This window comes from Paenibacillus amylolyticus (genome assembly GCF_050990605.1).
GTDB lineage: Bacteria > Bacillota > Bacilli > Paenibacillales > Paenibacillaceae > Paenibacillus > Paenibacillus amylolyticus_H.
Genome location: NZ_CP158832.1, coordinates 4,952,209 through 4,978,467 on the forward strand (window position 1 = coordinate 4,952,209; position 26,259 = coordinate 4,978,467).

Below are 26,259 nucleotides of genomic sequence, written 5' to 3' on the forward strand. Positions count from 1 at the left end.
AAACGATTGGAAACTTTATATTTTACTCTGTGATTTACGACCGTTTGTTTCACGATCTGTCCACAGCAGAGATTCATAGAACTAATCTTTAACCTTCTAATTCTCCGTATTCCGATCATAACCCTCAGCTAATGTTAACATATCTGCATGCTTTATGGAAAAGAAAGATTGACGATATTCCAAAATGTGCGTCTGTGGTGGACACTATCCAAAATTGGCCGGGTGTATCGTATCTTGAGTCCGGTTATGCTAGAATAAGAAACGAAACACATTTATATATAGAAATGGTGATAACGATGTCCAAAACAATTGAAAATACACGGGTCGTCGTTGGCATGTCCGGAGGTGTCGATTCTTCCGTTACCGCTTTGTTGCTGAAAGAGCAAGGGTACGATGTCATCGGCATTTTCATGAAAAACTGGGATGACACCGACGAGTTCGGCCACTGTACCGCTGAAGAAGATTCAGAGGATGTACGCCGCGTATGTGAACAGATCGGCATTCCTTACTACACTGTCAACTTCGAGAAAGAATATTTTGATAAAGTATTTACCTATTTCCTTGATGAATATAAGTCGGGTCGTACGCCAAATCCAGATGTCATGTGTAATCGTGAGATCAAATTTGGTGAATTCCTGAACAAAGCTCTGGATCTCGGCGCAGATTATGTAGCTACAGGGCACTATGCTCGTCTGATTGAAGAAGATGGCACATTCAAGCTGCTGCGTGGTGTGGACAACAATAAGGATCAGACCTATTTCCTTAATGCACTCAATCAGAACCAGCTATCCAAAGCCATGTTCCCGATTGGTCATCTGCCCAAACCGGAAGTACGCAAAATCGCAGAAGCGGCTGGTTTGTATACCGCCAAGAAAAAAGACAGTACAGGTGTCTGCTTCATTGGCGAACGCAACTTCAAAGAGTTCCTGAGTAACTATCTGCCTGCCAAAGGTGGAGACATGGTCGATATCGCAACCGGTGAAGTCAAAGGCCGTCATGACGGTCTGATGTACTACACACTTGGACAGCGTCAAGGTCTTGGCATTGGTGGTTCCGGCAATGGCGAGCCCTGGTTCGTTGCAGACAAGAATCTGGAGAAGAACCAACTGCTAGTTGTTCAGGGTGATGCTCACGCAAGTCTGTACTCCACAGGTCTAACCGCAACGGGTGTGAACTGGATTGCCGGTGCAGAGCACATGCCTAATGTGCCATTCCGTTGTACAGCCAAATTCCGCTATCGTCAGCCGGATCAAGGTGTTACATTGACCTGGCAGGAAGATGGAAGTGTGGATGTACAATTTGACCAGCAGCAAAAAGCCATTACGCCAGGACAAGCCGTTGTTTTCTACGATGGAGAGGTCTGTCTGGGTGGGGGTACAATCGATCAGGTGCAAAAAGTACCTGTACCCGCCATGCAATAATAGAGCTTGTCCATTAAAATGCGGATTATACACAATTCCGTGTATCCCTATTAAAAAAGCCGTCTTTCATGTATACCATGAAGGATGGCTTTTTTCCTGCTTATTTTTGCAAAAAAATTAAAAATAGTTCGTTATGCAGTCAACCAGACTCCTGCCAAGGGAGCCCCACAATTGAACTGACGACATAGAACGCCGCGCTTGAGCTATAAGTGCCCCAATATACAAAAGCTCTTTCAGTGATCAGTCTGATCTTACAAATCCCTGCGACGTTGTTGATTCAGTCTAATCTTCGACTCGTTCCCCTGCTCCGTGGCCTCATAGAATACTCTTCGTGAAAGCTGCTTTGGCAAATATTCTTGCTTCACATAATGCCCAGGGTAATTGTGCGGGTATTGATAGCCCTCATGCCCAAGCTTCACAGCACCCGAATAATGGGTATCTCGCAAGTGCAGCGGAACCTCTGCCGATTTCACCTCATCAATGGCGTTCATGGCTTTGGAAATGGCGGTGTACACCGCATTGGATTTTGGACTTTCGACCGCGAACAGAATCGCTTGTGCAATGTTCAGCTTGGCTTCAGGCCAGCCGTTATTTCGATATGCATCAAGTGCTCCAATGGCCTGGGTCATGGCTTGCGGATTCGCAAGTCCAATGTCTTCACTGCTTGCTGCAATCAAGCGCCGAATGAAGGTCATCGGGTCCATACCGAGCTTCTCCACTGCGTATAGAAACCAGAACAACGCCGCATCACTAGAACCCCGAATACTCTTGTGAAATGCAGACAGCACATCATACTGGGTGGATTCATCCGCCTTCACAATGGGGCGCCGAATAGACTCTTCTGCCACACCAAGCGTAATATGAATGGACCCATCCTTTTCCGGTGGCGTGGTCAACGCAGCCAGTTCAAGCGCGTTAAGCGCACGCCGAATATCTCCGTTGGCCATCGTGGCAATATGCTCAAGCGCCTCATCGTCCGCCTGTAGTTCCATGAATCCCAGACCTTTGTCCGCATCACTCAATGCTCTGCGCATTGCAATAAGCGAATGCTCCTTGTTCAGTGATTCCAGCTGGAACAGGGTGGATCGACTCATCAAGGCTCCATTGACATAGTGAAACGGATTCTCTGTTGTCGCTCCGATAAAAATAATGGTGCCCTTCTCTACCGCTGGCAATAGCGCATCCTGACGTGAACTGTTAAACCGATGTACCTCGTCGAGAAACAAAATGGTTTTCGTCCCATACAGCTGTTTATTCGTTTGCGCCTGCTCGATGACTTCACGCACATCCTTGACGGAAGCTTCCACTGCATTCAGACGTACGAACTGTCCTTGCGTTTGCTGCGAAATAATATGTGCCAAGGTTGTCTTGCCGCATCCCGGAGGACCGTATAACAAAATGGACGAAATCTGATCAGCCTCGATGGCGCGCCTTAGCAATTTCCCAGGTCCAATAATATGTTCCTGTCCAATATATTCATCCAGATGCTCTGGCCGCATGCGGTCGGCGAGCAATCTGGCTTGTGGTTTTGAGTCCTGTTGAAACGAGAATAAATCCATTGCTCATCACTTCCTTAACGGATTGCCTTGCCTTAATTACAATTACACCTCTGATGGTTCTCCACTCTCTATCATATCATACTCTCGCGGTAACATAGTCATAAATGCATGAAGTGCACTGCTGACAAAGGCATCCTTGCGAGTAATAAAACGAGTCATCATTCTACTTATGCCAGAAGGGAGCGAATGTTTGCGAAGATTTCCACTTGCTATATGCTGCCGAATCACAATCTCTGGTAACAGAGAAATCCCCATTCCGGACGTCACTCCACTAATAATCGCCTCTAGCGTTCCAAACTCCATAATCACTGGACGATTTACCCCACTTGAGTTCAACCACTCCTCTAAAATCTGTCGGTAGGAGCATCCCATGCTGTAAACAAGGATCGGCTTACGGGTAAACTCTTCTTCGGGTCCCACACCCGACGAGACCACAAATAACTCTTCATCAAATACATCGATGGACTCGATATCGGGATGATCACAGGAACAACCAATGAAAGCCCCTTCCAATTCATACCCAATGACTTGATCAATAAGCATCTGCGAATTGCCCGTAGCCAGTGACAAGGACACTTCGGGATACTGTTGATAATATTTTGCAAAAAGCTCAGGTAAACGAACTGCTGCTGCCGTCTGAGTAGACCCTATTCGCAACGGACCCGATGGCGTACTTGTCGCCCGTAGTGCCTTGGAAGCATCATTCAGCAAACCAATAATTTTATCCGCATAGGTCAGCAGCATCTTTCCGGCTGGAGATAACGTCATGCCTCGGTTATGACGAATGAATAGCGTTGTACCCACTTCTGCTTCCAGATGCCTGATGCGTGCCGTTACGTTGGATTGAACATAACCCAGTTTAGCAGCAGCTTTGGTCAGATTCCCTTCCTGTGCAACACACTGAAATATTCTAAGATCCCCGCTCTCCATGGTTCCTCCTCTGACATCATTCAAAGTGATATCCACTTCATTACCAATCATTATACTTCATGTGCAAACCGGACTACAATTCATGTAGATCCCTGACCAGTCCTCTGACTGGATGATGATAAGGAGTGTTCAGCATGACATACTGGAAAAATAGAGTTGCTTTGATCACAGATACCCGCACCATAAAACCTTTGAAGTATACTATCTTAATCATTTTGACAACGCTAATCATGGGTACTTCTTTTCCAGTCGGCAAGATCGGCATGTTGTATGCCCCCCCTTTCCTGCTCATGGGCATACGTTATGTACTGGCTGGTGGATTGATGGCCTGTTTCCTGCGTAAACGTCCTTTACCTACCGAGTGGCAGTCATGGTTGAAAATAATCCTCATTGGTCTGTTCCAATCCGCAGGAGTGATGGGCTGCGCCTACTACAGCATGAACTGGATTACATCCGGTGAATCCGCTATTATTACGTTTACCAATCCGCTACTGGTCATTATTCTCAGTGCTCTCTTATATAGAGTGACCTACCGTTTCAGTCAGTGGATCGGTGTTATACTCGGTTTCATCGGGATTATGTTAACTTTTGGATGGCAGATGAGCTTTAGTCCTGGAACCTGGATCGGATTTGGTGGTGCGATCTCCTTTGCCGTGTCCACATTGCTCATCAAACGCTGGGGCGATGGTTACGATACTTTTATCTTAACAGCCTATCAGATGCTCGCCGGAGGTGCTGCGCTTCTTCTACTGAGCGTATGGACTGAACAGCCCCACTTTTTAATGAATACCACCTCCGTTATAGCGCTGCTCTGGTTAACGCTTTTTTGCTCCATCATTCAGTTCTCACTCTGGTTTTATCTGCTTCAGAATAGTGACCCAGCCCAAACCAGTTCGTATCTGTTTCTGGCACCGTTCTTTGGTGTATTATCGAGTTGGATTTTGCTGGGAGAACACGTTCAGTGGTTTGCATTGGCAGGAGGTTTACTCATTGGTGTCGGTATATTCCTGGTTAACCGTCGCTCATCTAGATTGAGAAGTGGAGTAACATAACTTGAACTCCCCGTCGTTCTTCGGCGGAAGATTAAGCATTTCTCGCACAAAAGCAGAAAAAGGCATGCGCTTATGGGACTTCCCCATGAACGTCATGCCTTTAAATGTTTAACAGACTTTATTCACCCAAGCTCAGGCCAACCCTGAATGGTTACAGGCTCGCCGTCGGGATTATGTGTTGCGGCCGCGTACTCTGGCAAATCACCATCATGGAAGAGCCACAATTCGTGCAAGGCCCGTGTACAACCAACGTACAACAGCTTCGCATCACCCGCATTTGGCAGATAATGCTTCTGGTCTACATCTGCCACAATAACAGCATCAAACTCCAGGCCTTTGGACAAGTAGACAGGTAAAACGGAGTGTCCACCCGTGTACTGCTTTTTGCCTCCATCAATCAGGTTCAGCTCCCAGCCTGCGGCCTGTAGTTCACGATGAAGTTCCTCTGCTTCATGCAGTGTACGGGTCAGGATGGAGACGGTTCGGTAGTCTTTGACCGTTAACACCTTCAAAGCCTCTTCAAGACTCGCCGTCCGCCCTTCGCCTCCATAAGCTAATGTCCGCACCGGATCACCACTACGAAAAACAGGAATCGCCGTAATTCCACTCTGGACGCCACGTTCCAGAATCGTATTGGCATAGTCGATAATTTCCATCGTTGAACGATAACTCCGGGTCAATGCAAAGAATGCATTCTGTTCCTCAGGAAACAGAGAACTCATCTCTTCCCATGCATGAACACCACGATACTCATGAATGCCTTGGGACAAGTCACCCAGTATGGTAAAGGAATGCCCTTTGACGAACTGATCCAATAACGCCACATGAAAAGGTGAAAAGTCCTGCGCTTCATCAATCACAACATGATCGAACCGCTCCGAACCCTCGATATCATGGACCAATGTATGAATGTATACCAATGCGGGCAGATCCTCTTCACGGACGATATCCTCCTTCAGCTCTGCTGCCGTTTGTTTCATGACTGGTTTTGGAATAAGCCCGCTGAGCGAGGATGGCACAGAGCCGCCCTTCGCCGCTTTGAACAGCTGTTTATATAACGTAAGCGGCTCGTATTGAGGCCATTTTTTGGCATAGGCTTTCTCACGGGTGGCTGCTTTTTTCTTGCGTTCTTTGCGGACAGCCTCTGGCATCGGTTTCTTAAGTTCCATCTCAATCCAGCGGTGAACCCGCGCCATGACCCGTTCTTTGCGTTTGGCCAGCGGATAATGTTTGTATTCCTCACCGAACCAGTTCTCGATCTCCGTCTTGCTGAGCACCTTACCATCCCATGGACTGAAGTCCATGTCCGGTACAGAATCCGCTTCCATCCCCGACAGCCACTCTCGAATAAGCTCCATGAAGCGGATTGATCCTTTGTAACGTCCAGGTACATCATCATTCAATTCAGGCCGCGCATCTGGTGTTTCGAACCAGGTGTGCAATGTATCCGATGTATTCGCCAAAGGCATCTCCAGCCCCAGCAGGTTCATCGCCCAATCCGGGAATGTCCTCTGCTGGATGTCCCCTACTCCGAGTTCCGGCAGCACATCCGAGATGTAATCCAGGAACATGTGGTTGGGTGCAAAAATAACCATTTTCTCTGCAGATACCTGCTCCTTGTACTGATACAGCAAAAAGGCCAGCCGATGCAGGGCAACCGTTGTTTTCCCGGATCCGGCTACACCCTGAATGATCAATGCAGTGTTTCTCGCCGCACGAATAATCAGATCCTGCTCCGCCTGAATCGTAGATACGATGTCACGGAGTTTGTTGTCCTTGTTCTCCCCCAGACGGTAAACGAGGAATTCATCAGATACCGCTGGCTGGTCGCTATCACGGTTATATGTATCCGCCACACGTTCCAATATCCGCTGCCGAATGACAACGTTTCGTTTCAGGTAGACCAGACCTTCAATAAGCCCTTCCGGGGCTTCATACGTAGCGGAGGCTTCGCCTCCTGTAAATGAGTAAAACAGGCTGGCGACAGGAGCACGCCAATCGATGACAAGCGGATGCTCTCCCACCTCTTCGCGGTCTACGCCGATTTTGCCAATATACAGCGGTTTCCGTGCACCACTGCCCTGTTCTTCGAAATCCAAGCGTCCGAAATAGGGTTGCTGCGCGCTCTTGGACAAGGCGGTGCGGCGCTCTTCGCGTCCAGCTTCCAGCACTTGTTCTGTGAAGTCGTGGCCGGTATACACCGGAATATTTTGCAGTCGTTCCAACTGACTGTCCACTTCCTCCATCGTTCGCTCTAACCTGTACTCTTCTTCTTGATAGGCACTTTGAAAGCTGTCTGACATGTTTCAGTTACCTCCTAAGAATATGTTTTGCTCTGCATCGCCTAGATCTGGCAATACAAAAGGATACTTACTATATCACATAGGGCAATTGAAAGCCACATCCGTTTTGTGAGTTATACTTTGTAAGGCATGAAGCTTATTTGAATTGATAATTAATGATGGCACTGACAAGCGCACAACAACCGAACAAAATAAACCACCAGGCCCACTTGTTTCTGGCCTGTCTGCGCATGCTGTTCAATGCGCCGTATATCCCGATTAGCAGTACGATGGTGGAAAAGCTAATTCCTACGATCCAACCAGCCATTATATCTGCCCCCTTTATTTTCAGTACATAAGGTCAGTCTCACTTTTCCTGGATTTTAAATGAAAAGCTCCTCCTCGAATATCCACTTGGAATTCACTTTTTCCACTTTTGTGTATTAGATTATTGCTGTCCCCATGAAGGGGAGTCAAATCAAAATCACTTTTTAATGCTCCCGATCTTTCTTTAAGTAAAATTCGGAAACCTTCGTTATCTGGAATGGAAATCACTGCCTTTGCCCCTGTGGATATGGAATGCAATCTCTCTGGCATCTTGAGACAGTCCATATTTAATCCTCTGCCGATTGTGGTAATTTGCAAGTGCCGAAACTCCCCCGAAATGTCGATCTTGGCTGAACTGGATTGAAGATTAAGCATATCTGCACTAAGGTGTTGTACTTTCACGACGGATGCCACTGCGCACAGTTCAAGTTTCTCCATCCTTCCTGATAGATCTACTCTACCTGAGGTGATCCTGCATTGACAGCGAGTGGCCAGAAGCCGATTCAACCGGAGTTGTCCTCCTGTGGAGTTTAGCAAAATACGATTAAAAACCCGAGCTGGTAGATGAATTTCCAATGCTGTTCTACCGACATTTATTCCAACGAGGCCTCTCCTTTTTCTCCCGTCCACAATGCTTAAGCTATCCCCTCGTATGTTAACTTGCATCAGCCTTCGCTTGGAAAAGCACGCATCCACATATTGCATGACGTGAATCAGTTCATCCACACTCGGAAGAACTCTGATATCTCCTGACAACCAATTTAACTGTATATCATGAATGGATTGATCAATGTCTATGCTCTTGCATATGGCAAGCTCACTACTTTTCAACATCTTTTCCCTCTCCATTTCAAACCATCAGGTGTATGTTTAATCCGCCTCCGCATAGCCTCCCGTGCTGGCATGTCGATTCGTAATCCGCTGAATGAGCTGTTCGCTTACGATATCCGCACCCAATAGCTTCATCATGTGTTGCAAAAACTTAAGCCTTTCCAATGTCTGTTCCTGATCTCTGCCAAAAAGAAGAGGGTTAATCCAAATGTTGACGAGCAACATGAATATTTCGGCACACTCCAAAGGAAATTCGACTGAAATGGATCCATCTTTCTTGCCCTGTTCCATGATACCAGCAATAATTTGTGCATCCTTTAGAACGCCTTTTCTAATCCCGCCAAGCACAAACTGTGGATTCTTGATCTGAGTGCTTAGAACCTGATCGATTGAGTTAGACTGAATGCCAGGATCAACGATAATATTTTCCAAAATACTGATGAGCTTCTGTCTGGCATTCGGAGCATGCGTGTTCTGGATGAGGTCCATAAACATGTCTTCTGCCCGCCCAAGCTCCTTCTCCATCACTGCACTAAGGATATCCTCCTTGGACTTGAAATGATGATATATTGCACCTTTGGACATGCCTAATTCATCTATAATGTCTTGAATACTGGTCTTTTCATATCCCTTTTCGGTAAACATTTGAGTTGAGACTGCCAGAATCAGGTCCAGTGTCTGCTCAGGGTATTTATTTCTAGCCATAACTTCCTCCTTATACATACCAACGGTCGGTATCTATAATATAGAGTATGTTGGTCTTACTGTCAATATGAGGAATTTCAAGAAAAAGAAAAAGGATCTCCGTTGAATTACCTGAGTAGGTAATTACGAAAATCCTTCTTCAATATAACCAGGAGTTACTCTTCACTTCGTATTTTACCGCTATTGGCTCCCATGCCTTCTTCATCCTGGGATACAAACTGTTTTTGCGCCAGTTCACGGTATACCGGATGGGTACTGACCAACTCCGCATGAGTTCCTGTTCCCGTAACATGTCCGTGCTCCAAAACGACAATTTGATCGGAATCCACCACCGTGGATAATCGGTGGGCAATCACAATCGTGGTTCGGCCCTCCATCAGATTGGACAAGGCCTGCTGCACTTCGTACTCTGAAGTACTGTCCAAACTGGAGGTAGCTTCATCCAGCATCAGAATGTCAGGACTTCGTAGCAGCGCTCGTGCAATGGCAATCCGCTGACGTTGGCCCCCGGACAACTTGATTCCTCTCTCGCCCACTTCCGTGTCATATCCCTGTGGCAACTTGTCGATAAAGTCGGCAGAATAGGCCATCTCAGCAGCTTGCCTGATCTCATCCATCGTGACCTCACGATCCAATCCGTACGTGATATTGTCTTTGATCGTACCCGCCATAAGCGGACTTTCCTGAGATACATACCCGATCTTGCTGCGCCAGGAGGATAGCGAATAATCCGTTATTGCTTGTCCCCCATATGAAATATGGCCTGAATCGGGCATATAGAACTGCTCCATCAAGGAGAACAGCGTTGATTTACCACTGCCGCTTGGGCCGACAATGGCTGTTACTTTACGTGTAGGAACCGTCAGATTGATCCCGTGCAGCACTTCTTCCCCTGTGACATAGGAAAAGTGTACATCATGGAATGCAATTGTCTCATTTCCTTTTGGAGCTACCTTGGTGCTGTGATGTGGCTCTTCCTCATCAGCAAGAATAGCTTGTATGCGCTCTGTTGCACCTACGACTTTTTGCAAACGGGAGTATAGTGTTGTGAATTGCCCCATTGGCATAATGACCTGGAACAACAGCAATATGAAGGCGACCAGTTCACCCGGTGACAGCATGCCAGATGCTACACGCATTCCTCCCACACCCAGAATAACGACCAACACGGCCGTCATGACAAATGTAAACAAGGGACCAATCAGAGCAAGAATACGTGCTTCCTGTAAGCCAAAAGCAAACATTTTACGAATTCGGGAATCCCCTGCTTCTGATTCTTGTTTCTCCGTTCCGTAGGCCTTCACCAAGCGAATCTCGCCAATAACCTGACTAAGTACGGACGTAAGACCTGCCATCTCATCCTGCTGTTTTTTCGATATTTTATACATCTTCCTACCCACCGGCAACAGGATCAACAGCGTAAGTGGCACCAGACTCAGAATAATGAGCGACATCACCCAATCCAAGTAAAAAAGCAACGCCACACCACCTACAACTGCAACGATGTTCGACACAAAGGAAACCAGATAATCTGCGATCAATGTCATGATCTGGCTTGTATCATTCGTAATCCGGCTCATCGTATCGCCTGTCCGATTGCGATCGAAATACGGCATTCGCAGCGACAGTACCTTGTTCCACAGCTTGGTGCGAAGTGTTGCGACCACGCGTTGTCCGGCGTAATTTAACATATAAATGCTAATGCCCGAGGCAATTGCCTGGATCACAAATGCACCAAGTAATAACAAAATAACAGATTTGTTTAGTGCTGAAGTGGTAAGCCCATCAATCAGACCTTTGGTCATCAGTGGCACAATCAGTCCGGCCGTCGTCTGAATCAAGGTCAGAATGAGGGCCAGAATCAGGATCAGTTTTGGCGGATTCGTGGAAGCGATAAGCTTGACGAAATCCTTAAATCCTTTTTTTCCTACCTTCGGTTCCTTCTGCTCTGCTTGCTGCTGTTCTTCCATTCCCGTTCCTCCCGTTCCCATCTGCTCACCAGAGATCATACGTATGAACTTACATGACGTTGCCTTTTGTTGTATAACACAGCTTTACAAGATACCATGTAACACGAAATTGGCTAAAAAGAGGATGGAAATGCCATACATGACCACAGGCACCTGTTTACCTTGACCTGCTGCCAGCTTCGCTAATGGATAGGCAATAAATCCAAACGCCATACCGTCCACAATGCTATATGTAAATGGAATCATGACCATGATCAAAAATGCCGGGAACGCCTCTGTAAAGTCACCAAAATCCATATCTTTCACACTTTGCACCATCAGGCCACCAATAATGATCAAAATGGGTGCAATTGCACTGTCCGGAATGTAACCGAGCAGCGGGATGAAGAAGAAAGTAGCCCCGAATAACACGGCTGTAACGAGCGGGGTCAAACCTGTGCGACCGCCTGCCGCAATTCCGGCTGTAGTCTCGGCTGCAGCAACTGGAGGACTACTTCCGAATACACCTGCCAGCACGGTGCTAATGGACAGAGCACGCAGACTACCTTTGAACCGCTCTGGACGACCAATCATCTGTGTCTGAGCGGTAATTAATCCGATATTTTCGAACACCACAATCAGCAGTAGGAGGAATACCGCGATCCAGAATGCGACATCAGCCAGTTTCATCAAAGATAATTCGCCAAACAAGCCGCCGTATTGACGCAGCGCATCCATCGCTGATACGGATTCACCCGGGTTCACTGCTCCAAGTACATAGGCAAGACCTGTACCGACCAGAATACTGATGAGAAGTCCACCTTGTACGTTCCGTATAAATAAAATCAAGGCAAGTACCAGCGTAACGCAGGCTGTAATGACATTTGGATCATTGAAATGCCCTATCGCGACAAACGTAGTCTGATGTGCAATAACAATTCCGCTTTTTTGCAAACCAATAAATGTGAGGAACAAACCAATCCCCACCGTAATGCCATGCTGCAGATTTTTCGGAATTGCTTCGCTGATCATTTTGTATAGTGACGTAAACGCAACAATGGCAAACAGTATACCTGTAACAGTTACAACGGCCAGTGCTTCTTGCCAGGTTAATTTCATGGAATGTACGAGTGTATACGTGAAAAATGCATTAATCCCCATTCCGGGTACAACGATAATCGGTGATTTCCCGCCAAATGCCATGAGCAAACAGCCTGCAATGGACGTCAGCAGGGTTCCAACCATAGCTGCCTGCAAGGGCATTCCGGCATCGGAAAGAATTGTAGCATTGACCATAACGATATAGACCACGGCAAAATAGGAAATGGCTCCCGCCACAATTTCTTTTTTCCACTGGTCTCCTGTCTCCATGCCAAGACGTCTGGTCATCCATCCGTGTTTCATTTCGTTCTTTTCCCCTCTCTATATAAATTCAACTAAAGAATGTTTACACTTGCCACTCCGATGACAGAATAATCTTCCGATCGCTGTTATCCCCAGATTTTTTTGTATTCCCTTCTCCAGTGGGAAAATCCGGTGATAGCATATGCTTACGATGTAGCTTTCTTTCAGAAAGCTTTTAGGCGAACGCTTCGCTTCTCCAGCTTTTTCTGTCCTCTCCGTTCTCGTGTAAAAAGTTAAGTTGAACCTATATGCCGCAAATTCGTCTATGTATGTATCATCATTTCGCGTAGCAGTGAATATCATACACGGTTTTGACTTTGAAGTACATGACGTAACTCTGACATTTCTGCGGGTTTGCAGTTCGGCTATCATAGACGTTTGACGTCCCATCTGCTCCGCTTGCGAAGTAAGATCATACCAAAAAGCGCAGATGCCTAATTGGCATCCACGCTTCTTCCGTTGGCAGCAAGTTACTGCTGCTTGTTCTCTGCAATTTCTAACAAATCTTTAATCGCAACACTGACCATAATCAGTCCGGCTACCGGAGGCACAAATGAGTTACTCGCAGGTGGCTGTTTGGCCTTGCGAATTTCCGGAGCATTCTCGGGGACGATTTTCTGTGTGACGTCCTCACGCGGTTTCATCGGCTTTTCAGTCGAGAAGACCACTTTCACACCTTTTTTGATGCCGTCTTTACGAAGGGTGGTGCGCACAACACGGGCAATCGGGTCCATGGTCGTTTTCGAAATATCCGCAACCTGGAATTTCGTTGGATCCATTTTATTCGCCGCACCCATGCTCGAAATCATCGGAATTTTACGCTTCAGACACTCTTTAATGAGGTGGATCTTGTAGATAATTGTGTCGGATGCATCCAGCACATAATCCAGTTCATATTTGAACAATTCCTCATACGTTTCTTCCGTATAAAACATATTTAGGGCAATTGCATCACATTCCGGATTGATCAGTTTCACACGTTCCACCATCAGATCCGCTTTCTTCTGTCCCACTGTCGTGGTCAGCGCATGGATCTGGCGGTTGATGTTGGTGATATCCACTACGTCTTTATCAATCAGGATGATGCGACCAACGCCGCTACGGGCAAGAGCTTCTACAGCAATTCCACCTACGCCGCCAATACCAAGCACAGCGACTGTACTATTCTTCAATGCGTCCAGACCTTCCGGTCCGATCGCAAGTTCTGTTCTTGAAAATTGATGGAGCATTGAGAATCGATGCCTCCTTTATTTCTTTTCCGCTACCGGTTTACGGGCTACACGGATGTGAAGTTGTTCCAATTGAGAGTCATCCACTCCAGAAGGTGCATTCATGAGCAGATCCGTTGCACTTGCCGTTTTCGGGAAGGCAATCGTTTCACGCAGATTCGTGCGGCCCGCCAGCAACATCACAAGACGGTCCAGACCAAAGGCAATACCACCATGCGGTGGAGTTCCATATTCGAAGGCTTCCAGCAGATAACCAAATTTCTCATTCGCTACTTCTGGTGAGAGGCCAAGGGCAGCAAACATTTTCTCTTGAACATCACGTTTGTAGATACGCATTGAACCGCCACCTACTTCATAACCATTGAGAACAAGGTCATAGGCTTGAGCACGAATGGCACCCGGATCAGTGTCGAACAGATGTACATCTTCGTCTTTTGGACGTGTGAACGGATGGTGTTCTGCCACATAACGTTTGGCATCTTCATCATATCCGAGGAGTGGGAAATCCACAACCCAAGCAAATTTAAATTTGCTGTCATCGATCAGTCCAAGTTGACGGCCGATTTTCAGACGCAATGCGCCCAGTACGTCAGCAACCACTTTTTTCGTGTCAGCAGAGAAGAGCAGCAAGTCGCCCTCTTCAGCACCTGTACGTTCTTTGACAGCTTCAATTTCTTCAGGCGTGAAGAACTTCACGATTGGCCCTTTGAACTCGCCGTCTTTCACTTGAATCCAAGCCAGACCTTTCGCACCGTAACGTGCAGCAAATGGTCCAAGATCATCGATCTCTTTACGGCTCCATGTGCCACAGCCTTTAGCGTTCAGCACTTTCACTTCTCCACCTTTTTCGATGACGGAAGCAAATACTTTCACACCACTGTTTGCTACGATATCGTTCATTTCAACCAGTTCCATACCGAAGCGCAGATCTGGTTTGTCTGAACCGTATTTACCCATTGCATCTGCATACGTAATTCGTTGGAAAGGTAATTCCAGCTCGACACCTTTCGTTTCGCGCAACAATTTGGCCATCAGTTCTTCCATCATTGGCAACAGGTCATCCTGTTGCAGGAAGGAAGTCTCTATGTCGACTTGCGTGAATTCGGGTTGACGGTCTGCACGCAGATCCTCATCCCGGAAACAACGAGCGATCTGATAATAACGCTCAAGTCCACCCACCATCAGCAATTGTTTGTAGATTTGTGGGGATTGTGGCAAAGCGAAGAATTCACCTTCATGCACACGGCTCGGTACGAGATAATCACGCGCACCTTCAGGGGAGCTCTTCGTCAGGATTGGTGTTTCCACTTCAACGAACTCTTCTCCATCCAGGTAGTCACGGAACACTTTGGATGCTTTGGAACGCAGTTTCAGTGTTTCGAACATTTCCGGACGACGCAGGTCCAGGTAACGATATTTCAAACGAAGGGATTCATCCACTTCTACACCATCTTCAATGAAGAATGGAGGTGTTTTGGCTGCGTTCAGCACTTCGATTTCAGTGATTTGAACTTCAATTTCGCCGGTAGGCAGGTTTTTGTTCACTGTTTCTGCATCACGTTTAACGACTTTACCCGTTACAGCGATAACATACTCGCTACGTACGCGATCTGCAATTTGCAGAGCTTCACCGGAATAAGCCGGGTTAAAGACAACTTGTACAATCCCGCTGCGATCACGCAGGTCGATGAAGAGTACGCCCCCCAAGTCACGACGGGTTTGAACCCAACCGTTCAATGTTACTGTTTCACCGATGTGTGCGGGTGTTAATGCGCCGCAATGATGACTTCTTTTCATAACCAAACTCCTCATTATGTGAATTTCCGTTCTGTATGGGCAGTTGGTACCTGCTCTTTAACAGTCCGGTTACGTGTAGATCATGTATTCGAAAAGGCTTGTTACCTCTTGCTCACCAACTTTCGATTCGTCGGAATCGTCGGTGAACCTCAGTAATTTTGCCGGATCAATTGTTTTACGTGAATGTTTAATCTTGATGTACAATTCGTCTTAGTTACCTTCGCGAATTGCTGCTACCAGATCATCAAGCTTCACGGTTTGTTGCTCACCTGTATCCATCGCCTTGAGGGCAATCTCGCCACGCTCCAGCTCGTCATCCCCAAGGATGGCCGTATAGCGGGATTTGAAACGGTCAGCTGATTTCATCTGTGCTTTCATCTTCCGGCCCAGATAATCACGCTCTCCAGACAGTCCAGACTGACGAAGTTTGAACAACAGACGGTTCACTTCACGATCAGCAGCCTCTCCCAGAGCAACAAAGTACACATCCAGTGGAGCCAGCGTAGTAACCTCAATATTTTGGTGCTCCAGAATCAGTTGAATACGCTCCAGACCAATACCAAAGCCAATACCCGGCTGATCAGGTCCGCCGATATCTCCAACGAGACCATTGTATCGACCACCGCCGCCAACCGTATCAATTGCTCCAATCCCTTGGGCTTTTAATTCAAAAGCAGTCAGCGTGTAATAATCCAAGCCGCGTACCAGACGATTGTTCACAGCATAATCTACTCCGAAATCATCCAGGTAGGCTTGCAGCTTGGCAAAGTGATTCAAAGACTCTTCATCCAGGCTATCCAGTATGGACGGTGCCCCAACGAATTTGTCCTGATCGACTTTGCAGTCGAGTACACGCAGCGGATTACGCTCCATCCGGGACTGGCAATCCTTGCACAAGCTGTCTTTCATCGGTCTGAGGAACCCAAGTAACGTCTCGCGGTATTCTGCACGACTGGTCGAGTTACCCACGGAGTTGATCTCCACTTTAACATCCTTCAAGCCGAGCTCCACGCACAATTGGTAGCCCAGTGCGATTACTTCGGCATCAATAGCCGGGTCCAGCGCACCGATGGCTTCTACACCAAACTGGTGGAACTGACGCTGACGGCCTGCCTGCGGACGCTCGTACCGGAACATCGGACCGATGTAATAGAGCTTGCTCACATCCGGTTCGCCGTAGATTTTATTCTCTACATACGCACGGACAACACCCGCTGTTCCCTCCGGACGAAGAGTCATGCTGCGATTGCCTTTGTCATCAAAGGTATACATTTCTTTCTCAACGATATCGGTAGTTTCTCCTACACCGCGTACAAATAAAGAAGTCTGTTCGAAGATCGGAGTACGAATCTCACGGTAATTAAACCGTCGACACAGATCTCGTGCTTTTTCTTCTACGTACTGCCATTTCTCGACAACTCCAGGCAGTAAGTCCTGCGTTCCCGTCGGTTTTTGAAAAGCCATCTTGATCCCTCCAGCATTGATTTTTCTCTAAAAGTTAAAAAATTCTACACGTGATCACTGCGCGGGCAGAACAACCTTACAATCGCTGTTATCCCCAGATTTTTTGAATTAATTTTATAATGTGGAAATCCGGTGATAGCATATGCTTCCGATGAAGCTTTCTTTCAGAAAGCTTTTAGGCGAACGCTTCGCTTTTACAGGTTTTTTCTGCCCTCTCCGTTTTCGTGTATTTCTCTTAAATCAACTTATATAACAAAAAAATCCCTCGCCCTGTCGCTGTGTATACAGCAAACAAAGGGACGAGAGATTGTGTAATATACATTCACCCGTGGTACCACCCACATTCCGGAAACCTGACACTTTAGCCGTTCAGGTGATCTCTGTGATTCAGGTTTGCCTAAGGCATTCTGATCAAGCAGATATTCCGCTCTACGTGTAACGCACGTCCTGCGCAGGCCGGCTACTGGTTAACAGATCATCTCTGCTGTGTTCGCCGTCTGTTCTCGGGGAAGTCATTCGTCCGCTCATCAAGAGAATCCTTACAGCCTGGGGATTCCTCTCTGGTCATGTGGGCACGGAGTACTTGGTCCCGTCATCAAATCAGTAATATAGTTCAAATATCGACTTGTATTGACTATAGTCAACGTATTATTTTCTGATTGTAATGAACCGCAGTGCTAAAGTCAAGGGTTAACACGAAAAGATAGCTCTAAAAAATTTTTGCTCACACGCAGCATAGGATGAGGAGTCCACAAAAAATACGGCTAGTAGAAGCTGGATTCATCATATGAATTCCAACTTCTATTCGTTTCTTATTCCTCTATTGTTTTAGCATCCACTTCAACAGATCCGGAACGCTCGCCCATAAACGGGAATGCATAATGACATAAGCAATCGCTTCGTCGGAGTCGCCCATTCCAACAAAGTCAGGGAGGTTATGCGGCAGCCGTTTCAAACCCAACAGGTAATCAGGCACATGTTTGTTCACACCCCGGGCCACACGGTACAGCATTTTGAGCTGGGAGGTGATTCCGTTTTTCTTATACTCCAGAATGATCTTGTCATAGGCAAAGGCAGCTGCGGCGTCACCTTTTCCATACTCCTCCAGCAATTGCTCCGCCTGATCCAATTGGTTACTGTACAAATACACCGCAGCGAGCAGGTAACGTGCCCCGGTATTGTCTTCCGTATTAAGCTCTAGAATATGCTTCAGAATTTGCGCCGCTTCTTTGGTATCTCCCCCAAACCAGCAAGATTCGGCGTAGCTTTTGCATACCCGGATATATGGACGAGTCTCATGAAGTCCCCAGAAGTGCCCTTTGTTCTTCTCAAAAAACAGCTCACCCAGTTCGCGTTTGCCAGCAGCGATTCCAGCCTTAAGGTAAGCCCGCGCATCATGCTCATTGTCCGATTCCTCAGCCAGAATAAGATACGCATCAGAGCTGTCAGGATACATCTCCAGCGCGGTTTTCGCCAGCTGTATTCTGCGTTTGGCAGAACTGGCTTCCAGCGTCTTATGTAGCAGAGCCTGCGCTTTGTCCTTTGATGTACCTGGGCTGTTCAGGATCATCAGCTCGTCTGTTTCGCCGCCCATACCGTATTCTTCGATGTAATTATACATTTCCTTAACCTTCCGGGAGATTGTGCCTGTCGTCACCTCATATTTATCTGCCAGCTCGGCCTTGGAGACATGGAAGCCGTATTCCTCGGACAGTAAATATTCAATTGCGGCACAGAATGAGCCTGTCTTCTTCACAGTAGGACGAGTCTGGCGGGAGTACCCGTTCCATAACATCAGAGCTTCCAAAATCAGCTCCCGCTCATATTCGTTCCTCATGTTCTCAATGAGCTGCAGGGCCAGCTGTTCGTGAGTCGGATGCTCCCACTTCAGTTCGCTCGCCGCCATCTTTTTCAGATTGGTCAAGGTAAGCTTGCTCTCAGATTGAATCGAGGCTTCGCGGACCGGCTGCTCCGTTGATATCAGCCGCAGTACGGATTCTACCGTAGAGGACTCCTTGTCCAGACAACATTTCTTATATTTTTTCCCGCTTCCACATGGGCATAGATCATTTCTTCCAACCTTACTCAAAACTAATTCCCCCTTAAATCTGTCTCTAAGCCATTCGCATGAGAACAGCATTATAGCTTTCATTTCTCAAACGAGGCATTCTATATACCTTTCAATTTCCAGCGATCAAGCAGAAACGGCTGCCCCGCCCTTATATAAGGGCGGGGCCGTTTCAGCGAGTATATGTTCATCTGGAATATGACCGATCACTCTGGCAATGAACTAATCATACTCTCTGTCTTAGGATTGGTTTGCCTGAGCCAATCGCAGGAAGCTTGATATACCCCATCCAATGTAGCCCAACTATGAGAACAATTCGCTTTAGAAAATTCAAACCCATTTCTCTATTCTAGCAAAAATTGATTAAAGGGGTAAGCTTCGCCCAAAACATATACATTCCCAGCTCAAAAAAATAGCCTGCACACGGTGTGCAGGCTCAAAGGATATATAAAAAAAGGGGGTCATGTGTGTTATTATAAGCCCACTATGTTAAAGGCTTATGTAACTAATATTACAGTAATATTACAAAAATGATAGCGCTTTATATTTTGTTTTTTTATATATTTATAATTGAAAAACCCTTGCACATTGCTCGGCTCTGTAGTCAAGCAGTGCAAGGGACAAGATGTATCTACACGTTAATTCAGCTCTTCCACATAGGCATGGTTGGAACGAAGCTTATGAACAATCTCGTCATAATCCTCATCCCTTACTTTGGCAGACAGAACATAGTGCAGATCATCATAATCAGCCGAAGACACGTCCGCAGCATCCAGCATGTCTCCATCCTCATTCACTCTGTCACGAGAGTCCCGTTCTGCATCACGATCTACATTGGATACCACAGGGATCACATTTTCGCTGGCTGGAACACCGGGAGCGGCACCGACACCCATTGCTCCGTTAGTGCCTACACCACCCGCAGTATTATATGGTACCAGTGGTACCATAACACGCGTGTCTCTACCTATCGCACTATCGAGTTGACCTACTTCCAAATGTTCTGTACGGAACGTCTGAAGTGAAGTTCTTGCTCCCTCTGCCTCGTCTTCGGTTCGAAAATACGCCTGAATATGTTTTGTCATGTCAACCCCTCCTTTTTCGGAATGAAATGCAACGTGAAGTTTGTAAACGTCACGATGTAACGTAGTTAAGATACATCAATGTATATCAGTTGTACTGGCTGAAGTTATATAACCTTTAGCAGTTCACGTACAAACGCTGGCTCATCTTCAGGCGTTCGAGATGTAATATAATTTCCATCCACAACGGCCTCATGATCCTTAAACTCTGCTCCTGCGTTTACCATGTCATCCTTAAGTGGGGGATAGGATGTAATCGTGCGGCCTTTCAACAGACCGGCACTAGCCAAAATCTGCGGACCATGGCAGATCGCTGCGATTGGTTTCTTCGCACTATCGATCTCGGTGACAAACTTAAGGATGTGCGCATCAGTTCGCAAATTCTCAGGGGATGATCCACCAGGAATCACGACTGCATCATAATCTGAAGCGGATGCATCAGCGATCGCCTTATCTGTGGTATAGGAGGCCTTTCCTCCTTTACCTTTAAGGGTCTCACCGGCTTTTAATCCGATAATCTCCACTTCATGTCCAGCTTTTTTTACTTCGTCATACGGGACCTGCATCTCCGAATCTTCAAAGTCATTCGCCAATAAAAAAGCAACTTTACTCATAACGTATGTTCTCCTTTCCGTGTTCGAACTTTCTTTATAAAATCGGGTCTTGCAGTACATTGGCACTTCGTTGTGCCTCGTTTTGTTATTACCCTCACCAGAGCAATTTATAACAATTCAATGTAATTTCATTTTGTAACGAAGTCGTCGAACGAATACTTAAAAAAATCATCTCATGACAAAAAGTCCTGATTCGGTAAGGAATCAGGACTTTTTCAGAATCTGTACAATCCAAATATCGACATTTATATCCCTGTGTAAACATTCAAGATCGCGGAAGATGACTCTGCTTCCCCTTGTCCGAATCCTGAAGTGCCCAGATCGTTGCAACACACTCAGCAGCCGCACGGGCAAGATGCAAGGATTCATACAGGTTGCCAGGGAGTAACAAAGGTTCTGTACGTGCACGTGTTTCTTTCGCAGATTGGCGCATAATTGGATGGATACTCCTTTGATCATGAAATAGTCATCAACGAATTATCCCTCATTATGGCCTGAACCCCATGAAATTATGCACGTGGTTCCTGACGAACCGGACTTTCAAGCATCAAAGTCACGGGTCCCCAGTTGGTAAATGTTACATCCATCATCGCTCCGAAACGACCGGTTTCAACCTGAATACCTTTATCCCGTAGTAGTTGATTAAACGTTTCATATAACAGTTCTGCCGCTTCAGGTCGGGCCGCAGCCGCAAAGCTCGGACGCTTTCCTTTGCGACAATCTCCGTACAGGGTGAATTGGGAAACAGACAATACAGCACCGCCTACATCAAGCAGGCTGAGATTCATCTTCTCCTGATCATCTTCGAATATCCGCAACCCACTTACTTTGTCAGCCAGATACTGGGCATCCTTCTCGGTGTCCTCATGGGTAATGCCCACGAGCAGCATTAATCCGGATTCGATCTTACCTGTAAGCTCGTCTCCCACGGTCACCTGAGCCTCTTTACAGCGTTGTACAAGCACCCTCATCTTACAGGCTCCTTACTGCATAATCCGATGCACCGAATAGACATCTTTCACACGTTTGATCCGTTCTACAACGGATTGCAGATGATCCGTATTACGAATCAGAATTGTGACGTGCACCAATGCTAATTTATTTTTATCTGTCCGTCCTGTAACGGCAGATATATTAGTTTTACTTTCGGATACAGCCTGAAGTACCTCGTTGAGCAAACCATTCCGATCATGGCCTGTAATCTCAATATCCACACTGTAACTCGCTTCGATATTCTCTTCCCACTCGACCTCAATCACACGTGCTGCTTCTTCTCCGTCTGCACTTGTCGGGATATTTGGACAGTCACTACGGTGTACGGAAACGCCGCGTCCGCGTGTAACGTATCCGATAATGTCATCCCCAGGTACAGGATTACAGCATCGTGCGAATCGAACAAGCAGATTATCGATGCCTTTGACACGAATACCGTTGGTTGGTCGATTTCTACGCTCAGGTGCAGGTTTCAGCTCGCGCATCTCGGAATTTAATTCCAGCAAACTGGACTCTTCCTGCTCTTTACGCAGTTTTTCGGTTGCTTTGGTTACAATCTGTGCAGCAGTAATCCCACCGAATCCAACAGCCGCAAGCATGTCATCAATATCGTTAAACGCATATTTTTTGGCAGCTTCCATCAACTTGTCATCCGTCATCCACGCAGAAGGATCAAGCCCCATGCGTTTCAGTTCACGCTCGCAGCTCTCCCGACCTTTTTCAACGTTTTCTTCACGACGTTCCTTCTTGAACCATTGTTTGATCTTCGCTCGTGCATGAGAAGATTTCGCAATTTTCAGCCAGTCCTGGCTAGGTCCGTAAGAATGTTTTGACGTCAAAATTTCAATGATATCACCTGTCTTCAGATGATAGTCAAGCGGAACAATTCGACCGTTCACTTTGGCACCAATGGTCCGATTACCAACCTCCGTATGGATTCGATAAGCAAAATCCAAAGGAACAGAGCCAATCGGCAATTCGATGACTTCTCCTTTTGGTGTAAATACAAATACCAGATCCGAGAAGAAATCCATTTTGAGTGATTCAACGAATTCTGAAGCATCCTGTGCTTCATTCTGGAGTTCAAGAATTTCGCGGAAGAACGTAATTTTGTCTTCGAATTGCGGACCTGCCGCTGTGCCTTCCTTATATGCCCAGTGAGCAGCGATACCAAATTCAGCAGTCCGGTGCATATCCCATGTCCGAATCTGTACCTCCGTTGGTTCGCCATTGGGACCAACTACGGTTGTATGCAACGATTGGTACATATTTGCCTTCGGCATCGCAATATAGTCTTTAAAGCGTCCAGGCATCGGTTTCCATAACGTGTGTATAATTCCCAGGGTAGCATAACAATCCTTGATATTATCCACAATAATACGAATGGCAAGCAGATCGTAAATTTCGTTAAACTGTTTGTTTTTGGTCGTCATTTTCTTGAACACGCTGTAGATATGCTTCGGGCGGCCCGAAAGGTCTGCCTGAATGCCCATCTCATCGAGCTTGTTCGTAATTCCATCCATAACGGTATCAATATATTGCTCACGTTCGGCACGCTTTTTGTGCATCAGGTTCGCAATACGGTAATATTGCTGCGGATTCAAATAACGGAGGGCGATGTCCTCCATTTCCCATTTGATTGCAGAGATACCCAAACGGTTCGCAATCGGACAGAAAATTTCCAGCGTCTCATATGAAATACGGCGCTGGCTTTCTTCCGACTGAAACTTGAGTGTCCGCATATTATGCAGACGGTCAGCCAATTTAATCACGATGACACGGATGTCCTGCGCCATGGCGATGAACATTTTGCGGTAGTTCTCGTTCTGCTGTTCTTCCTTGGAGCGGAACTTAATACGTTCCAGCTTCGTCAAGCCGTCAACAAGCATGGCACACGTATTGCCGAAATGATTGCGGATCTCTTCAAGTGAGACTGTAGTATCCTCTACTACATCATGAAGAAGCGCTGCTATTATGGAGATGGTGTCCATCTGCATGTTCACAACAATGTCGGCAACCGCAAGCGGATGCAGAATATACGGTTCTCCCGATTTTCGCGTCTGTCCATGGTGGGCCTGATCAGCAAATTCGTAAGCTTCTCGTATGCGCACCAGATCGGGTTCTTTGATATATGCCCCGGCCTTCTCGAGTAATTGCTCTATGCCCATTCTGATCTGTTCCGTGTCCTTTCTATACCAAATGGAACCCGTGACATTGCTGCAACACAGGTTCCCCGTAAAAGTAATTTCCTATAATTATGACGCTTCGCCCGTTTCCCGTCAACTGCTGACGGATAAGAGCGCTTATCCAATTTTTATATTGGTGACCTGTATTACTTCCAACCCGTTTCCCTATGGCTCACAAGGCATAGAATGTATTTTTTATTTCTTATGTATTATTGCCGTTATTTGCTGAAATAGAAGGAAAATTCATGAAAATATAAATTCCATCACTCTGCTACGTCAAAAATGTTATTGCTTAATTAAGAGAAACTCTGTAATCTATTGAAAGTTTGTGTTTCGGAAAAGGAGATGAAATTCATTGCAACGCGAAATTCAGGTTAATCAAAAGATGCCACTTGGCTCAGGTTCACTGCTTAGCCTTCAGCATCTGTTCGCCATGTTTGGTAGTACAGTGCTTGTACCGAACCTGTTCGGTGTTGATCCAAGTATGATCCTGCTGATGAACGGAATTGGAACATTGTTGTACATACTGATGTGTAAAGGAAAGATCCCCGCATACCTTGGGTCCAGTTTTGCTTTTATTGCTCCTGTCACAATGGTATTAAAACAACATCCAGAGAATGGCTACTCCATGGCACTTGGAGCTTTTATCATAACAGGACTTGTTTTTTGTCTCGTGGCCCTCATTATTAAATTTGCGGGTACCGGATGGATTAACGTCGTCTTCCCTCCAGCAGTTATGGGCGCCATCGTTGCTCTGATCGGTCTTGAGCTTGTACCGGTTGCAGCGCAAATGGCCGGATTGATTAATTCTGATCCTGTTGCTAACCCCAACTGGGTGCCTCAGGCCAAACCCATTATTTTATCCATGGCCACGCTCGGAATCACTGTCATTGGAGCCGTAACGTTCCGAGGATTCCCCAAAATCATTCATATTCTAATCGGTATCGTAGTCGGTTATATTCTTGGTTATTCTATGGGTCTGGTTGATAAACAGGCTATTGGAAACGCAGATTTCATCTCACTGCCAACCGTAACCACTCCTACATTTGACTGGTCTGTTGTCTTCACCATTTTACCTGTAGCGCTCGTGGTTATTGTAGAACATATTGGACACTTGCTTGTAACGAGCAGCATTGTAGGCAAAGATCTCTCGAAAGACCCTGGGCTTCATCGTTCTCTGCTTGGTAACGGGGTCTCCACCATTCTTTCCGGGTTTGTAGGATCTACTCCCAATACAACCTATGGTGAGAATATCGGTGTTATGGCACTAACTCGGGTATACTCCACATATGTCATTGGTGGTGCAGCGGTTATTGCAATCGTGCTCTCCTTCTCAGGAACATTCTCCGCGCTTGTAGCTAACATTCCTGTGCCTGTTATGGGTGGGGTATCCTTGCTTCTGTTCGGTGTTATCGCAGCATCCGGTCTGCGTATTCTGGTTGAACAGAAAGTCGATTTTGCCAAACCGACCAATCTGCTGCTTACTACACTTGTACTTGTCATCGGGCTAAGTGGTACAGAAGTTACCTTCTACGGTATTCATCTGAAAGGGATGGCACTGGCAACCATCGTTGGAATCCTGATGAGCTTGTTGTTCAAACTGTTTGAAGTACTGGGTTGGTTAAATGACGATTCGCAAAAACAGCCTATCACTGAAAAAACGCCCGATTAATTCCATCGTATATACAACAAAAAAGCCTGTTCTCTCCAACCTTAAAAGATGGAGGAACAGGCTTTTTCACAATCATTAATGCTGTATATTATTTCCCGGGAAACGGAAAAAGCAATTCATGTTTCATCACAGCGGTACATGTGGAGATTTCAGCTTAATAGTTCATCAATGTAAATACATCGATTTCAGGCAATTTAGCACGACCATTCAGATCAGACAGCTCGATCAGGAATGCAGCACCGACAACTTTTCCACCCAATTGTTCAATCAAGTTGATGGAAGTTGCAATCGTTCCACCCGTTGCGAGCAGATCATCTGCGATCAGGACATTTTGTCCTTTCTCAATCGCATCTGTGTGCATAGCGAGTGTATCCTTGCCATATTCGAGATCATAACCGACCTCAATCGTCTCTCCAGGCAGTTTTCCACTTTTACGAATCGGAGCAAAACCGACTCCTAGAGCGTACGCCAGAGGGGCGCCCACAACGAAACCACGTGCTTCAGGTCCAGCAATGACGTCAATTTTGAGATCAGAAACCATCACTTTCAGTTCATTGATCGCCTTGCGGTACATTTCTCCATCCTTCAACAATGTTGTAATGTCCTTAAAGCTGATTCCCGGTTGTGGAAAGTCAGGAATGACACGAATATAATCTTTAAAATCCAAAATAATCTCCTCCTAAAATAAATAGAC

21 protein-coding genes are annotated in these 26,259 nt (G+C 46.4%); 3 read left to right on the forward strand and 18 right to left on the reverse strand.

Going from position 1 to position 26,259, the window contains the following annotated elements:
* Positions 1–296 precede the first annotated feature (296 nt).
* Positions 297–1,421, forward strand: a complete 1,125-nt coding sequence (gene mnmA / locus ABTV53_RS21775; protein ID WP_421891999.1) for a tRNA 2-thiouridine(34) synthase MnmA — start codon at positions 297–299, stop codon at positions 1,419–1,421.
* Positions 1,422–1,672: 251 nt separating this feature from the next.
* Here mnmA and ABTV53_RS21780 read toward each other — a convergent pair whose 3' ends face one another.
* Positions 1,673–2,980: a replication-associated recombination protein A gene (locus ABTV53_RS21780; RefSeq protein WP_076333637.1), complete on the reverse strand. Its 1,308-nt coding sequence runs from the start codon at positions 2,978–2,980 to the stop codon at positions 1,673–1,675.
* A 42-nt stretch (positions 2,981–3,022) separates the two neighbouring features.
* The gene (locus ABTV53_RS21785) at positions 3,023–3,910 is read right to left on the reverse strand and encodes a LysR family transcriptional regulator (protein WP_433746400.1); all 888 of its coding nucleotides are present in this window, start codon (positions 3,908–3,910) and stop codon (positions 3,023–3,025) included.
* Between the two features lie 134 nt (positions 3,911–4,044).
* Here ABTV53_RS21785 and ABTV53_RS21790 point away from each other — a divergent pair, with 134 nt between their 5' ends.
* Entirely contained in the window at positions 4,045–4,962 is a 918-nt protein-coding gene (locus tag ABTV53_RS21790) for a DMT family transporter (protein ID WP_433746403.1), read from the forward strand.
* 122 nt (positions 4,963–5,084) lie between these two features.
* Here the strand turns inward: ABTV53_RS21790 and ABTV53_RS21795 are convergent, their stop codons facing one another.
* The 15 genes from ABTV53_RS21795 to ABTV53_RS21865 form a co-directional block, all read right to left on the reverse strand.
* Positions 5,085–7,265 (reverse strand): HelD family protein, encoded by a 2,181-nt coding sequence (locus ABTV53_RS21795; RefSeq protein WP_433746405.1) that lies wholly within the window; start codon positions 7,263–7,265, stop codon positions 5,085–5,087.
* A 136-nt stretch (positions 7,266–7,401) separates the two neighbouring features.
* Positions 7,402–7,572 (reverse strand): hypothetical protein, encoded by a 171-nt coding sequence (locus ABTV53_RS21800; RefSeq protein ID WP_433746408.1) that lies wholly within the window; start codon positions 7,570–7,572, stop codon positions 7,402–7,404.
* 20 nt (positions 7,573–7,592) lie between these two features.
* Positions 7,593–8,420 (reverse strand): DUF4097 family beta strand repeat-containing protein, encoded by an 828-nt coding sequence (locus ABTV53_RS21805; protein WP_433746411.1) that lies wholly within the window; start codon positions 8,418–8,420, stop codon positions 7,593–7,595.
* A gap of 21 nt (positions 8,421–8,441) precedes the next feature.
* On the reverse strand, positions 8,442–9,107 hold the full coding sequence (locus ABTV53_RS21810) for a TetR/AcrR family transcriptional regulator (RefSeq protein ID WP_433746413.1): 666 nt from the start codon (positions 9,105–9,107) through the stop codon (positions 8,442–8,444).
* Between the two features lie 155 nt (positions 9,108–9,262).
* Positions 9,263–11,077 carry an ABC transporter ATP-binding protein gene (locus ABTV53_RS21815; protein WP_433746416.1) on the reverse strand — a complete coding sequence of 605 codons (1,815 nt, stop codon included), beginning with the start codon at positions 11,075–11,077 and terminating at the stop codon, positions 9,263–9,265.
* 84 nt (positions 11,078–11,161) lie between these two features.
* Positions 11,162–12,460 (reverse strand): NCS2 family permease, encoded by a 1,299-nt coding sequence (locus ABTV53_RS21820; protein ID WP_433746419.1) that lies wholly within the window; start codon positions 12,458–12,460, stop codon positions 11,162–11,164.
* A 470-nt stretch (positions 12,461–12,930) separates the two neighbouring features.
* Positions 12,931–13,689: a tRNA threonylcarbamoyladenosine dehydratase gene (locus ABTV53_RS21825; RefSeq protein ID WP_091020457.1), complete on the reverse strand. Its 759-nt coding sequence runs from the start codon at positions 13,687–13,689 to the stop codon at positions 12,931–12,933.
* Positions 13,690–13,707: 18 nt separating this feature from the next.
* Entirely contained in the window at positions 13,708–15,486 is a 1,779-nt protein-coding gene (gene aspS / locus ABTV53_RS21830) for an aspartate--tRNA ligase (RefSeq protein WP_433746423.1), read from the reverse strand.
* Between the two features lie 210 nt (positions 15,487–15,696).
* Positions 15,697–16,950, reverse strand: coding sequence for a histidine--tRNA ligase (gene hisS, locus ABTV53_RS21835; protein WP_433746426.1), 1,254 nt, complete (start codon positions 16,948–16,950; stop codon positions 15,697–15,699).
* Positions 16,951–17,770: 820 nt separating this feature from the next.
* Entirely contained in the window at positions 17,771–19,039 is a 1,269-nt protein-coding gene (locus ABTV53_RS21840; protein ID WP_433746429.1) for an SEC-C metal-binding domain-containing protein, read from the reverse strand.
* A 617-nt stretch (positions 19,040–19,656) separates the two neighbouring features.
* The gene (locus ABTV53_RS21845; RefSeq protein WP_215074538.1) at positions 19,657–20,103 is read right to left on the reverse strand and encodes a hypothetical protein; all 447 of its coding nucleotides are present in this window, start codon (positions 20,101–20,103) and stop codon (positions 19,657–19,659) included.
* 104 nt (positions 20,104–20,207) lie between these two features.
* The gene (locus ABTV53_RS21850) at positions 20,208–20,714 is read right to left on the reverse strand and encodes a type 1 glutamine amidotransferase domain-containing protein (RefSeq protein ID WP_433746432.1); all 507 of its coding nucleotides are present in this window, start codon (positions 20,712–20,714) and stop codon (positions 20,208–20,210) included.
* A gap of 265 nt (positions 20,715–20,979) precedes the next feature.
* Positions 20,980–21,147, reverse strand: coding sequence for a hypothetical protein (locus ABTV53_RS21855; protein WP_433746435.1), 168 nt, complete (start codon positions 21,145–21,147; stop codon positions 20,980–20,982).
* A gap of 76 nt (positions 21,148–21,223) precedes the next feature.
* Positions 21,224–21,685, reverse strand: a complete 462-nt coding sequence (gene dtd, locus ABTV53_RS21860; RefSeq protein WP_127551050.1) for a D-aminoacyl-tRNA deacylase — start codon at positions 21,683–21,685, stop codon at positions 21,224–21,226.
* Between the two features lie 12 nt (positions 21,686–21,697).
* Positions 21,698–23,875, reverse strand: a complete 2,178-nt coding sequence (locus tag ABTV53_RS21865) for a RelA/SpoT family protein (RefSeq protein WP_433746438.1) — start codon at positions 23,873–23,875, stop codon at positions 21,698–21,700.
* A gap of 373 nt (positions 23,876–24,248) precedes the next feature.
* Here ABTV53_RS21865 and uraA point away from each other — a divergent pair, with 373 nt between their 5' ends.
* Entirely contained in the window at positions 24,249–25,565 is a 1,317-nt protein-coding gene (gene uraA / locus ABTV53_RS21870; RefSeq protein ID WP_433746441.1) for a uracil permease, read from the forward strand.
* Positions 25,566–25,719: 154 nt separating this feature from the next.
* Here uraA and ABTV53_RS21875 read toward each other — a convergent pair whose 3' ends face one another.
* A complete protein-coding gene (locus ABTV53_RS21875; RefSeq protein WP_215074543.1) occupies positions 25,720–26,232 on the reverse strand; it encodes an adenine phosphoribosyltransferase in 513 nt (170 codons plus the stop codon).
* Positions 26,233–26,259: the final 27 nt, after the last annotated feature.